The organism is Bacillus sp. N447-1 (genome assembly GCF_022701035.1).
Taxonomy (GTDB): Bacteria; Bacillota; Bacilli; order Bacillales; family Bacillaceae_G; genus Bacillus_A; species Bacillus_A cereus.
In genome coordinates this window covers 106,260-119,231 of sequence record NZ_CP065510.1, presented here as the reverse complement: position 1 = coordinate 119,231, position 12,972 = coordinate 106,260, and the positions used below count along the sequence as shown (strand labels likewise).

Genomic DNA, 12,972 nt, shown 5'->3' with positions numbered 1-12,972 from the left:
AGAAATAGGATTTTGTTGCAAAGTTTTTAAAACTAAGCTGAATTTTAAGGGAAAGCAATTTAAACAAGATATATAAAACGCCGTTTTGCTAACTCTACAGGATTCCAAAGTCTTCACTATGTTGCGCACCTTGAAAGGACTCGAAACGATTCATGCTATAAAAAAAGCAGTTTGCAATCAAACTGCTTTTTTCAACATACAATTAATTACAGAAACTACTTAGAATTGGATAAACCTCAATTATAATTATCATAATTTTTTATTTATTAAGAAACTTCGTAATAGAATCATTATCCTCCCCTTCAAATTCTCATGTACTATATTCGCTTTTTACTAGATTGGATAGTTCATCAAGATGGTCTACATTACATTATCCTTTATCTATTCCTCTTCACGGGCTAAATCCTATATACTTTTTCTTCAGTAAAAACAATTTTCTATTCATCATCTTTAATCCATTTTCCATACAAGGATGTCCCTTTGAAAAATGCAAACTTATTTTCTAATTTTCAACTTAGTTGCTTAATACTAGATAGCTATTAATTTTTCACGAATTGCAGATGCAATAAATTCTTCAATCGTACTATTTGTTTCTTCAACTATTTTATTAATTGTTTGATATTCTTTACTAGACATCGTTACTGGTTTTGTTATGCTGCTACTATCTAAATACACACTATTATTTACACGTTTTACTAATTTTCCTTCTATTAAATAGGGTGTTAAACTTTCAATCCATTCCAATTGTATTCCCATAGGTAATTCGATTAGCGATTGACGAATATCAAAATACCAAAACCCTTCTTCTTCTGAAACTTTTAAATTCCTTGGAGATACATACTCCAGTATTAAGTCAATATGTTGAAAAGAACTACTACGTAATTGATCAGATTTTGGTATGCGAAATTTAACAAATCTCTGATGATGACTACGCGGTTTATCGGGTAATTCGTATGCTGGTATATATCCTAATTTTTTTGCTTCTTTTAGAGTAAATTCACTTCCAAATTCATTAATCAATATAATATCGCCACGTTTCGGAATAGAAATAACTCTAGCTATTGTATTCCCTTGAAAATACCGTTGGAATAGGACTGTATTATACTTTTGTGAGTAAGTATACAGTGTATTTGCTTGATCAAATCGATGTATAAGTTGACGTAACTCTTCTTCTTTAATGAATTTAGTCTCTCGGTTACGATGCTCCTGTACAGTAGCAGTTAGCTCTCCATCTGTCAACCATTTTTCTAATTGATATGTACTTACATCATATTTTTTACTAGCTTGGTATAGAGTAAGACCTTCTGTTTCTCTATCTTTCTTAATTACTTCGACATCTTCTCTTTTGAACAGGAAACTTCCATCTAATCGCCATGTATCTTTATTAATTGGAACTAATTGTCCCTGCTTCATTAAATTGTTTATTACGAAATTACTTACTCCTAAATACTCCTTCACTTCTATTGTATTCATATTGACTAGTTGGTTCTCACTCATATTATTTCTCCTCTTTTATTTCATTTTCATTATATTATTTCATTTATTTATTTTGATTTCAATTTAAGGAAACTTACAACTGTAATTTATTATATCATACGAAACGTTGATTTTTTATAGGAATAAATAAAATCAATTTATATTAGCTAATTAAATTATCATTTATATTTCATTAAATATAATAACAGATCATTTATAAAAGAAATAATAAAATAACTATAGAAAATGAGCCCTTTTCTATAGTTTCTATCCCTTTTCATTTTTATAAAATTTAATTTATCAATGCAAAAAATTCGCCTGTACTTCAGTTATAATAATAGATATAAAAGTAATTAATAAGGAGTTAAAGGATAATGAAATTTGAATTAAAGGAATTCATAATGAAACTTCTTTAGAAAATATAGAGAAACAAAAACAAACTTTTGCAAACATAATTGCAGTATGGAATCGTAAATATATAGATGAAGCTGAATTTAAAAAGGAAAATAACGAAAGAGAAGATACTTATACATACGAAGGATTTTCTGATGAAGAGATATTGTACTACTATTTGAATCGACAAACTCATTTTGACCAAGAAAAACGTATTAAAGATGAATCTAGGACTTTATATGCACGTGATTTAAGCCAGTTTTATTTCTTTATTAAACAAAGTACAGAATTTCTGCAACAAGATGTTAAAGATTACGTAGTTGACCAAGTTTGGAGGAACTTAAGAAAGCGACATATTCGAAACTATCAAAAATGGGTATCCCAGGAGGCAATCTCCTATCAATCAAAAGAAAAATACAAAACATCTACGATTAGTAGGAAACTTGGTGTGATTCGTTCTTTTTTGAAATGGTTATATGAAATTCAATATATCCAGGAACCTCTTCATGTGGAAATTCTAAGTACGACCGTTAATAAGCAGCATAAGCCAAAACGCGAGTTATCATATGAGGAAGTGAAGCAATTGCTTCATTACTATAAGGATAATGAAATTAATTACGCTTTATTATCGGTCCTAGCTACTACAGGGTTACGTGTTGCGGAAGTTGCGCATGCAAAGTGGGAAGATCTTGAGTATGACGCTATACGTGGACGTTATTATTTAACAGTTGATACAAAGGGAGATAATGAACGCATTGTTTCTATTAATAAAGAAATTTTTAATCGTATTGTTGCATTTCGAATCCGGAGAAGGTTACCTGTAGACATCAGGGATAAAAATGGCGGGACTATATTTCAAACTAAGAATCATAATGCTTATAGAGAGAACTATTTATCACAATATATTTCTAAAATTATAAAAGATACACAGCTATCCTTTACGAAGAATATAAGAATTACTCCCCACTTTTTTAGACATTTTTATGTACAATACTTGTACGATTACAAGGGACTAGCGCCTCATATTATAGCAGCTGCAATAGGTCATAAGAATGATCGAACTACGAAAGAAAATTATTTGAAACAACGATTAACGAAAGATAACGACGCAGGGAATTTGATAACGGAGGGTGAATTTTAATTGAATTATCATTGATTAGAAGAACCCTTATCTGGATTCAGTATTACTGCTTTTAATTATGTATTTTTTATATAATTAAAATGAATAAGATCTCTATTTATCACTGTAAGTTACAAGGATTTAAGGATTATATTTCCTAGACAAGCTTCTTCAAATATAAAACGTATCCATAGGGAAGCTTGTAGAACCTTGCTATAATATTTCAGAACCATTTTCTTAATTATTGTTGAAGGAGCTAGATAAAATAGTTCATCAATAATATGTGGTGTTTCCTCTGCCTTTCCTGCATATATAGAAGAAAATCACTTATAAAAACACTCCATATAATGGAGGTGGGTTTATCGATAGAGCAATTGATCTAAAGTATTACGACCAAGTTTGATCTTTTTTTAAAGAGAAATTGTAATTCCTTTTTTTTTGACGTTCACGTATTCGTTTTCTTTTATCCTCTGCCATGTAACTTAATAGATGAACATACTAAAATACATTTCACCGGTTTCATGGCAACATATCAATTTTTATTGTCGGTATGAATTTAGTAACTCCCCAACTGTAGTAAATGTGGAAGCAATCATTAAGAACATCAATGAAGTTGATATTCTAACCAGGTTAGCACGAGAAGATTTACTTGAAAAAGAATAGAGTTTACTTTTTCCTTATTCCCCCTTTTTACGGGGGCAAAAACATCCAATATTTTCTTTTCCACCAATATACTGTAATACACTTTTCGTAACAGCTTTCATATCCATTTAAAATCTCCTATCAATTTTACAGAACCGGTTCTGTAAATGTTTAAAATAGAAGACAGTTATTTTATATACAAAAAAACTGCCTTAACTTCCTCCTAAAAGTGGAACCGGTTCTAAAAAACATAAACTGCTTTTAAACTTTGTCAATACTTCCTTGAATTCTTAATACATATTTTGAATTTAATATTTTGGATGCTTCCTTATTTTTAACTAATTTTGTAGTAGATGTGGCAGCTATCGTTCCAGCGTAATGATGATTAAATGAAACAGTTGTTAAGCTAGGGTGGATCATTTCAGAAATATGATATGCCCCAAATCCAGTAACTGAAATATTTGCCGGTACAGCAAAATTTCTTTCATAAATCACCTTAATTGCTCCAATTGCGATATTATCTGTTGCACAAAAAATAAGAATCGGACGATTATTCTCTAAAATGTCGTAGTACGTAACGTTGCGTGATGGAGCAAACTTTTGAACTGCTTTTTGAAACCCTTGTTTTCTCTTTACGGTCATCAGCGCTTATAATAAACGTAGAAAAGTAAAGATTTCGTTTAGGGGATACCTTAAGACCTTAGGTTGATGGGCATGGGCCCTGATATCAAAAGTAAACTTTTAAATACATAATTACTTCATACATCATATAGAACCAGGTGGATAATAATAGTTTAGTCCCTCACAACGAGAGAGGGGAACATTTACATTTCTCTTAATTATTTTACCACTTGAGCAGATACTGGTTTCCAACCCTGATTCTCTACCCAATCAATATCAACCTTATATTTTTTATTACTTTGCTTATCTCTTACATTACCGTAGGCTTTATTATTACCGTTATTCCCAATAAAATCAAAAATCAATTGGCTCTCGGGAACATCAACAGCATAAGAAATTGCTTTTTTCATCTCATTCCAATCTACTGTTCCTTCTTGAAATTTCATTGCAGGTTTTGCTCCTTGCTCTGTACCAATTGGCTTCCAAGAAGGATTAGTTTGAGAACCCTTTTCATTTCTGTTCGTTTTTACAGATTCTTCTGCTTTTTGTTTCTCTTCTAACTGTGCCACTTCTTTATCTTCGTTCTTCTTTTCTTCTATCTTTGCCACTTCTTTATCTTCGTTCTTCTTTTCTTCTATCTTTGCCGCTTCTTTATCTTCGTTCTTCTTTTCTTCTATCTTTGCCACTTCTTTATCTTCGTTCTTCTTTTCTTCTATCTTTGCCGCTTCTTTATCTTCGTTCTTCTTTTCTTCTATCTTTGTTGTTTTCTTTTCTTGAGCAATTGTTTTCTTTGATGTATCAGAAGTGAAAACCGACTGATATGTCACTATACCAACTGTCACTAATACCACACTAAATGCGATATTAAATATCCCCTTTTTACGACGATTTTGTTGTTTTTCTTGAAACCTGCTTCCTTGTCCCATTTTTTCAAACCTCCGTGTTTATTTTCTTCTCTAATCTTTATGTATCGTTCTTATGAATCTTAATATTTTTATTAAATAAGAGAAATGAATTATACCTTCCATACAGAATTCCATATAAAAATAATAAAATTTGTACTTTTTTAAGTATCTTACATATGCTATTCAAAAGTAGTTTAATAAATTAAAGATTGACAAGTTTCTGTACTTAATAAACCTTCGATTCTATTCAAATGTGGGTCCATTTATGTCCACAGTAGATTTCCTGTGGAAAGCTTATTAACAATTAAGACTCTTTTCTACTGTAAAAGTCATTTAAACTATACAATCCATAACATTTAATATGTACTGTTTCTATTATTTCCCCTCCATTTCCATATAATAATGTTATTTCATAATTTTTATTTATTCCGAATGTATAGTCCCTCTTACTTAAATTATAAATTGCGCTTTTCTATAATACATTTTATTATTAATAACTTCAACAACGAATATGCGTTCTTGTGAAAACCTCTAAAACTTGTACAATGAATCTTCAAATCTTGGACATACTGATAATCCAACTTTAAAAAAGACGTGTGTTTGGTATGGAAAAGGAAAATGTATTCAAGTGGAAGCATTATCAACCAGATATGATTTTATTTATATTCCGTTGGTACCTGCGGTACAATCTAAGTTTTCGAGATTTAGTAGAAATGATGGAGGAACGAGGATTATTCTTGTCCCATACCACGGTTATGCGTTGGGTCCATCAATATGGAGTAGAATTTGATAAAAGAATCCGGCATCATCTCAAAAAACGAATGATTCATGGCGAGTGGATGAGACATATATATAGGTAAAGAGACAGTGGATGTATTTATATTGTGCTGTTATTTAAAGTATGGAAATCTTGGTTTCAAATTCATCGTTGTAAATCTATTAAACAAGAGCGGTTAGAATGTCATCTTTATGGTCAACTCATTAGTATTCTATTATGTTCTTCTACTATGTTTAAAATGAGGGAACTTCTGTTACGTAAGAAACAGAAAGAGCTAAGTGAATATAAAGCGATGTACATGATTTGTAACAAGAAGCATAAGATGGCCGTTTTGGTCAACTTATGCTTCTTTTAGTTTACGGCCAACTTATGCTTCCAGGATTTGAAGAATATTTTTAATGTCGCCTTTAAATAAAGTCGCGACTTTTAGGGATAGCATCACATTGCCATCAATTTAAGAAATTCATTGTTCCTCAAAATGAAAAAACGAGCTGAATTCCCATAAATAAATGTAGAAAGAACAAACTTCGTTGTGGATACATTTCAAAGTCCCAAGTTGATAGACATATGGCGGCTCATTTTTAGAATTGTTTTCATGTGTCAATGATAGAAATATATTTTTTATTATGGCTACTTTTCAACTAGTACGATATCATCAAAATAGGCATCAAAGCTTTTCATTGAATCAGGATCTAAGAAGACGTTAGCTCGATAATTATTATTTGGAGTAGTAAATTCAATCGATTTTTGTTCATACTGTGAGGAAGTAAATTGCATATAAGCTGTGTTCATTCCATTAATTGCTACCCCCACGTATACTATTTTACCAGGAGTCATTATTTTTCCAGATGCAGACATTATGTATGTAGTATTAGGCTTCAAAGTTACGAGCCCTATCAACATACCGCCTGATCCACTTAAATGAAGTCCTTTAGAATTATTTATTCCTACATGCTCTTCAATATTGTAATTTACATCGCCATGTGGTTTAAAAATCTCAAAATTTGAATTGCGGTCAAAATCAATATTTAAAATATAAGATTTCTCCTTTTCCTTTAATTGTACATTATCAAATTTAGCCCTCCCATTTGCTGTAGAAGCAAGTTTGACAGCAAAGTTTGACACATCTTCCCCTGTTTTAAACTTCATCTCATGATGTTCGGGCTTAAATCCTGTATACTGCTTCTTTGTTAATGGAACGATTTCTTGATTGGCATTCAGATTACCTACTGTTACTTCTGATGGAGAAACTATACTTCCCGCTATATCAAATGTTAATGTATATTCTGTATTCGGCTTTACAGTAACAAGCTGATAGGCTGTGTCTGCATGTATTAATTTGAGATAATGATTGCCTGGTTCAGAAGTGCCAATATTCTCGGTAGAAGAATTAGGATTAGATAAAATCCAGTTATTTAGCCCATCCTCAAAATCTCCATTCTTAACTTGTTCATTTGCAGATGGACTATCTGCTGATACAATACCTGAAAAACCCATACTGGCACTTAATACAATTGCTGTAGAAAATACTCCTATACCGATTTTTTTAAACAATCTCTTCATCTCCTTTGGTCAAATTAAAATTTATTTTTTCATACTTTCTATATGTATTTGGATAAACCTGCCAAAGAACAACTTTAACAATAAATAATTTATGTATCCGAGATTTAGGTTATTTTCATTTGAAAGATCTTCAACATATACAAGAGCACCCCGCTCAAATTGAACGGGTAAAGAAAGCATATCAAGAGAGCAAAGTGACCTATTAACTAACGGAATCGCCAGTTCCACTTGCTCGTTTATTAAGGTTATTCGTATCAATTTGACCAAACATTATTCCAAAGCTACATTAATAAAACACATGGCAAGCTTATGGGTTAATAATTAACTCACGGTCAACTTATGCTTCCAACTGTGGCCAACTTATAGGTAAAGTGACATAATTAAAGATTATTTCTTACTTTTTCATCAAGCATTACACAAAAACACCCAAGAATTATCAAAGGTTCTCCTTCGTCTGTTTAACCTCCTACAGCACAACGGACGAAAATCTCATTGATATGAGAAAAAGACAGTCTTTGATATTTCTTACGATTAGTTAATCATTATTTTTAGATTTTTAATCAATTAAGTATCGCATATATTAAATTTAATGCAAACTAAATACCCCTAATATGTATTCATTTTTTTACTAGGGGGAACAATATTTAAGATAAAAAGCCCTGATTTCCTAGTTCGCGTACGGAAATTAAGGCTTTTACTTCCCAAAATGTCTTAGCGTATAATATCCACAATTTGACTTCAGGACCCTTTATTTAGATGTTTCTTTTTTAGCAATAGCGCTATAAGGATAAGTTTGATTTTGACAAAACATTGCAAAGACCGTACGATTTTCGTCGATGGATTTTTAAAGGTTTTCGTCCTCCTGTATTGAAATTCTCTAATAGGAGGTGGCGTAGCGCTATGTCAGAAGCAGAGATAGTATATACCAGCAGTGAGGTCTATAGTCGTTTAGGAGTAAGTGGTAGCACACTTAGAAAGTATTCAGATGTTCTTGAACGTGAAGGATATGATGTTAGAAAGAATAGTCGAGGGAGAAGGGAATATACAGAGTTTGATGTTGTACTTATTGAACAGTTAGTAGAGTTGAGTAAGCAAGATGGTATGACTTTAGAAAAGGCTGCGAAAATGATTGCAAAGCAGTTTGGAATCGATAATAGGAAAGAGGAGTCCCAGGAGACAGATCTAGTTCCTTATCAAATGCAATATCAATTCCAACAACAATATGGCGCTATGATAGAAGAAATTAATAAGGTACAGCAAGCAAATCTATTAGAAATGGAAAAGAGACTAGGTGATCGTATAGATCAAAGGAATAGATTAATCGAAGAGGATATTAAAGAAAGGAATAAATTAATAAAGGAAGATATGAAAGATCGGAGGGAACGTGAAGAAAGGATAGAAAAAAGGTTAGAACTAAGAGATGAAAATCTTATGAAGATGGTCAGAGAGATTCAAGATGCTAAACGTACTATTGTATCAGCCCAGGAAGAAATAGCGGCAGCAAAAAAGAAATCTTGGTGGAAGTTTTGGGGTCGAATTTAAATCGTTTTTTATAAAAGTATAATTTTATAAAATTATACTTTTATAAAATGCGACTATGACCATTGATTAAGATAATTATGTAATAACATACTTAAAATGAAAATTTGATTCAACATTATATTTGAAGTATGTTATTACATTTTGAAATTGTAATTTCCAAAAAAATAAAAAACATTATTTTTAGTTTCTAACTTACAATCCCTCTAATAGTTCTTTAGATACAGGTGCCTTTTCTCCGTATGTCATTTCTAATATTTCTTTTTCATCTTTCTTTAATTCAAGGGTGGATAGATCCAGGCGATTCAGTCTATTACTTGTCATCTCACTTCTTCCAATGATTAGGGTCTGAAAATCAATTTCTTATTCTTATCTTTCTTACACATCGGAATATAAAACTGAAACATAATGTACCCAAAATATATTTTACATATTGCATAAGGTAGATCAGTTAGCGCATTCTCTTTTCTGAGATGTAATAATACTAATGGTGACTCAAAAAAGTAGGGGGAAGTTAACAATTCAAACATTAGTAATTTTGAATTAGGATTGCCTTTTAAATGATCCTTTTCTACAATCCACTTTATAGATTTTGAAAAGTATTTAATCTATGTATCTGGCATTAAAGTTAATGCTACTTTTACTAAACACTTATAAACAGCTATTGGGATATAAGTGGAATAGGGAGGAAGATGAATTTTCCCAGTAGATAGGGGTGTTTTTATGGTGATGAACAAAAAAGATTTTGCAATATTTAGGAGATAAGAAAGAGGAAGCGTTAAAAGAGCGAGCGAAATTCTTGCTAAGGAGGTTAATTGGTCTAGCTTTAATGGTATTATAGGTGGCAAAAATGATATATATAAAGCGGTTGTGGAAAATCATAATACAGTAGAAAGTTATATTTTAGATTGGATGTATGGTCATGAGCCAGCATACAGTAGTGATAAACATAAATGATCCTCTTATAGGGGTCCCGCAAACCAAATGACATAAAACCCATGATAAGACATTTTATGGAAGATAAAATCCGATTTTCCTACGTTAAGGATAATTGTATTCTTTCTTTGAGATCTTCTTCTGATGTAGGGTTTCAGCCGAAGTACGTGTATGATCTTAACTAAGAAAAATAAAACTACGATTATTTTCACTGTAACCTAAACAAATTTAACTGTTTGTTCTCTTACTATCAATATGTAGAGCATTTTTGCGGATTTGTTTGCTACTTTGTGAACTTATTTCAACATCGAGTAATATGTGTTGCACGATCAATTTTTTTAGAATATTATATACCCATACGGGTAGAGGTTGTTCGAATAGCCGACATTATGGAATGATATTTATATGGATATGAAAAAGATTGTGCTTATGAAATGTCTATTTTATCAAATTTAAGTAATTTGAGGAGGAAAAGAAAATGAGTAAGAAAATTGTTGTAGTTGGCGGAGTGGCAGGTGGAGCATCAGTAGCGGCGCGTCTCCGTCGTTTAAGTGAAGATAGTGAAATTATTATGTTTGAACGTGGAGAGTATATCTCGTTTGCTAATTGTGGACTTCCATACTATATTGGTGGGGTTATTCAAGAACGACAAAAGTTGTTAGTGCAGACAGTAGAAAAAATGTCAAAACGCTTTAATTTAGACATTCGTATTTTAAGCGAAGTTATGAAAATTGATAAAGAAGAAAAAATAATTACTGTTAAAAATGTAATAACAGATGAAACGTATGAAGAGTCTTATGATATTCTGATTCTCTCACCAGGTTCTAAGCCAATTACCCCACCTATCCCTGGTATTGAAACATCAAAAGCATTGTTTACATTACGTAATGTACCTGATACGGATCGTATTAAAGGATATATCGATAAAAATAAGCCGTGCCATGCGACTGTAATTGGTGGAGGATTTATAGGCGTTGAGATGGCCGAAAATCTGAGAGAAAGTGGCATAGAGGTTACGCTTGTTGAAATGAATAATCAAGTGATGCCCCCAATTGATTATGAAATGGCGGCATATGTGCATGAACATATGAGAAAGCATGGAGTGCAGCTTATTTTAGAAGATGGGGTGGATGAATTCGAGGAAGAAGGAACAGTGATACGTTTGAAAAGCGGATCGGAAATTCAGACAGATATGATTATCCTTTCTATTGGCGTTCAGCCTGAAAGTAGTTTGGCAAAAGATGCTGGTTTAGAACTTGGAGTTCGAGGTACGATTAAAGTAAATGAAAAGCTACAAACTTCTGATCCATTCATCTATGCAATTGGCGATGCGATTGAAGTGAAAGATTTTGTCACAGAAGCAGAAACGATGATTCCACTTGCGTGGCCAGCAAATCGTCAAGGACGTATGTTAGCTGATATTATTCATGGTAGCATTGAATCAGTATATAAGGGAACGTTGGGAACATCTATTGCAAAAGTATTTGAATTAACAGTTGCTTCAACAGGAGCAACTGAAAAAGCATTAAAACGTTTGGATATACCCTATGAGGTAGTCCATGTACAAACAAATTCTCATGCGGGATATTATCCAAATGCCTATCCAATCTTATTAAAACTTATTTTTAATAAGAAAACCGGGGAGATTTATGGGGCTCAAGTTATAGGTCGTGATGGAGTAGACAAGCGTATTGATGTCATTGCAACTTCAATAAAAGCAAAACTAAAAATAATGGATTTACCTGATTTAGAGTTAGCATATGCCCCGCCGTATTCTTCTGCAAAAGATCCAGTAAACATGGTAGGGTATGCGGCAATGAATATAATTGAAGGACTTGTAGATACAGTACAATGGCATGAGATTGATGATATCGTGGAAAAAGGTGGATATTTAATTGATGTCCGTGAACCATACGAATTAAAGCAAGGTGTCATAAAAGGTGCTGTTAATATTCCATTAGATGAATTACGTGAGAGAATAGATGAAATTCCGAAGGATAAAGAACTTTATATTACATGCAAGCTTGGGATGAGAGGATATGTCGCAGCTCGTCTTTTGATGGAAAAAGGTTATAAAGTAAAAAATGTAGATGGTGGATTTAAATTGTATGCGACGGTTTTACCAAACCGTATTATTCACTAATGCTTAATTTCTGTTGGTTAATAATCAAAAATCCATTCTCATTACAAAATAGCTTGGATAGAGCGAAAACTATGTATTATCTAGGAGGAAATAAATATAAAAAAATAAAGGGGTTTACAATATACCCTTAGGGGTATATAATGAAGGTGTAAATTCAAATAAAGATATTAAAATTTCATGGGATAGTACATTTATTTTGATATAAGAGTAATTATAGAAGTAATAAGGAGGGAAATACCTTGGAATATACGCAAGATATGAAAAGCCGTTTAAAACGAATTGAAGGTCAAATTCGTGGTATTCTTCGTATGATTGAAGAAGAGAAAGATTGTAAAGATGTAATTACTCAATTGACTGCCTCACGTTCGGCAATAGATCGTACAATTGGATTGATTGTAGGAACAAACTTAGAACAATGCCTACGTGAACAGTTTGAAAAAGGTGATGGATCAAATGAAGATTTAATTAAAGAAGCTGTGCAACTACTTGTGAAAAGTAGATAATCTGTCGAACGAATGTGTTGACAGATTTTAAAAACAATAACATTATACCCTTACAGGTATATGTATAATTAGTTTTCTACGAAAAATAATACCACTAAGGATTAGCTATAAAAGATTTAAGGAGGAAGTAAATATGAGTATCAAGGTTGATACAGTATTAGACTGTAAAGGTTTATCATGCCCATTGTTCGTACCAAGAAGATAATGCATACATTAGAACCAGAGCAAGTAATTGAAGTAGAAGCAACAGATAAAGGATCAAAGGCTGGGCGAATAATGTAGGGCATCAATATCTTGGTACTAAAATAGAGGGAGATGTGCTGAAAACATTACTTACGAAAAGCACGTCAGAT

9 protein-coding genes and 4 pseudogenes are annotated in these 12,972 nt (G+C 32.1%); 8 read left to right on the top strand and 5 right to left on the bottom strand.

Annotated features, from left to right (window positions below; all coding sequences use genetic code 11):
- Positions 1-66 precede the first annotated feature (66 nt).
- Positions 67-166, top strand: a pseudogene (locus IQ781_RS28555) (IS6 family transposase); the annotation flags it as partial.
- Between the two features lie 362 nt (positions 167-528).
- Here the strand turns inward: IQ781_RS28555 and IQ781_RS27895 are convergent.
- On the bottom strand, positions 529-1,497 hold the full coding sequence (locus tag IQ781_RS27895) for a DNA-binding protein (RefSeq protein WP_242808353.1): 969 nt from the start codon (positions 1,495-1,497) through the stop codon (positions 529-531).
- A 364-nt stretch (positions 1,498-1,861) separates the two neighbouring features.
- On the opposite strand from IQ781_RS27895, the gene IQ781_RS27890 reads away from it, so the two are divergent.
- The gene (locus IQ781_RS27890) at positions 1,862-3,010 is read left to right on the top strand and encodes a tyrosine-type recombinase/integrase (RefSeq protein ID WP_242808463.1); all 1,149 of its coding nucleotides are present in this window, start codon (positions 1,862-1,864) and stop codon (positions 3,008-3,010) included.
- An 882-nt stretch (positions 3,011-3,892) separates the two neighbouring features.
- Here IQ781_RS27890 and IQ781_RS27885 read toward each other — a convergent pair.
- Together IQ781_RS27885 and IQ781_RS27880 are read right to left on the bottom strand one after the other, a co-directional pair.
- The gene (locus IQ781_RS27885) at positions 3,893-4,273 is read right to left on the bottom strand and encodes a substrate-binding domain-containing protein (RefSeq protein ID WP_242808352.1); all 381 of its coding nucleotides are present in this window, start codon (positions 4,271-4,273) and stop codon (positions 3,893-3,895) included.
- Between the two features lie 197 nt (positions 4,274-4,470).
- Positions 4,471-5,178 carry a YrrS family protein gene (locus IQ781_RS27880; RefSeq protein WP_242808351.1) on the bottom strand — a complete coding sequence of 236 codons (708 nt, stop codon included), beginning with the start codon at positions 5,176-5,178 and terminating at the stop codon, positions 4,471-4,473.
- 584 nt (positions 5,179-5,762) lie between these two features.
- On the opposite strand from IQ781_RS27880, the pseudogene IQ781_RS27875 reads away from it, so the two are divergent.
- Both IQ781_RS27875 and IQ781_RS27870 read left to right on the top strand, forming a co-directional pair.
- Positions 5,763-6,010: pseudogene (locus IQ781_RS27875) on the top strand (IS6 family transposase); the annotation flags it as partial.
- A gap of 28 nt (positions 6,011-6,038) precedes the next feature.
- Positions 6,039-6,239 (top strand): annotated as a pseudogene (locus IQ781_RS27870) (IS4 family transposase); the annotation flags it as partial.
- Between the two features lie 326 nt (positions 6,240-6,565).
- Here IQ781_RS27870 and IQ781_RS27865 read toward each other — a convergent pair.
- A complete protein-coding gene (locus IQ781_RS27865; RefSeq protein WP_242808350.1) occupies positions 6,566-7,489 on the bottom strand; it encodes a choline-binding protein A in 924 nt (307 codons plus the stop codon).
- Between the two features lie 909 nt (positions 7,490-8,398).
- Here IQ781_RS27865 and IQ781_RS27860 point away from each other — a divergent pair.
- On the top strand, positions 8,399-9,040 hold the full coding sequence (locus tag IQ781_RS27860) for a DUF3967 domain-containing protein (protein ID WP_242808349.1): 642 nt from the start codon (positions 8,399-8,401) through the stop codon (positions 9,038-9,040).
- A gap of 192 nt (positions 9,041-9,232) precedes the next feature.
- Here the strand turns inward: IQ781_RS27860 and IQ781_RS28220 are convergent, their stop codons facing one another.
- Positions 9,233-9,361, bottom strand: coding sequence for a hypothetical protein (locus tag IQ781_RS28220; protein WP_282093702.1), 129 nt, complete (start codon positions 9,359-9,361; stop codon positions 9,233-9,235).
- A gap of 1,090 nt (positions 9,362-10,451) precedes the next feature.
- Here IQ781_RS28220 and cdr point away from each other — a divergent pair.
- The 3 genes and pseudogenes from cdr to IQ781_RS28550 form a co-directional block, all read left to right on the top strand.
- Positions 10,452-12,116, top strand: coding sequence for a CoA-disulfide reductase (gene cdr / locus IQ781_RS27855; protein ID WP_242808348.1), 1,665 nt, complete (start codon positions 10,452-10,454; stop codon positions 12,114-12,116).
- Between the two features lie 239 nt (positions 12,117-12,355).
- Positions 12,356-12,619: a metal-sensitive transcriptional regulator gene (locus IQ781_RS27850; protein ID WP_242808347.1), complete on the top strand. Its 264-nt coding sequence runs from the start codon at positions 12,356-12,358 to the stop codon at positions 12,617-12,619.
- Positions 12,620-12,752: 133 nt separating this feature from the next.
- Positions 12,753-12,958, top strand: a pseudogene (locus IQ781_RS28550) (sulfurtransferase TusA family protein); the annotation flags it as partial.
- Between the last annotated feature and the right edge of the window lie 14 nt (positions 12,959-12,972).

Coding starts and splice junctions, on each gene's coding strand:
- IQ781_RS27880 (WP_242808351.1), bottom strand. CDS start 5,178: ATGGGACAAGGAAGCAGGTTTCAAGAAAAACAACAAAATCGTCGTAAA.
- IQ781_RS27885 (WP_242808352.1), bottom strand. CDS start 4,273: ATGACCGTAAAGAGAAAACAAGGGTTTCAAAAAGCAGTTCAAAAGTTT.
- cdr (WP_242808348.1), top strand. CDS start 10,452: ATGAGTAAGAAAATTGTTGTAGTTGGCGGAGTGGCAGGTGGAGCATCA.
- IQ781_RS27895 (WP_242808353.1), bottom strand. CDS start 1,497: ATGAGTGAGAACCAACTAGTCAATATGAATACAATAGAAGTGAAGGAG.
- IQ781_RS27860 (WP_242808349.1), top strand. CDS start 8,399: ATGTCAGAAGCAGAGATAGTATATACCAGCAGTGAGGTCTATAGTCGT.
- IQ781_RS28220 (WP_282093702.1), bottom strand. CDS start 9,361: ATGACAAGTAATAGACTGAATCGCCTGGATCTATCCACCCTTGAATTA.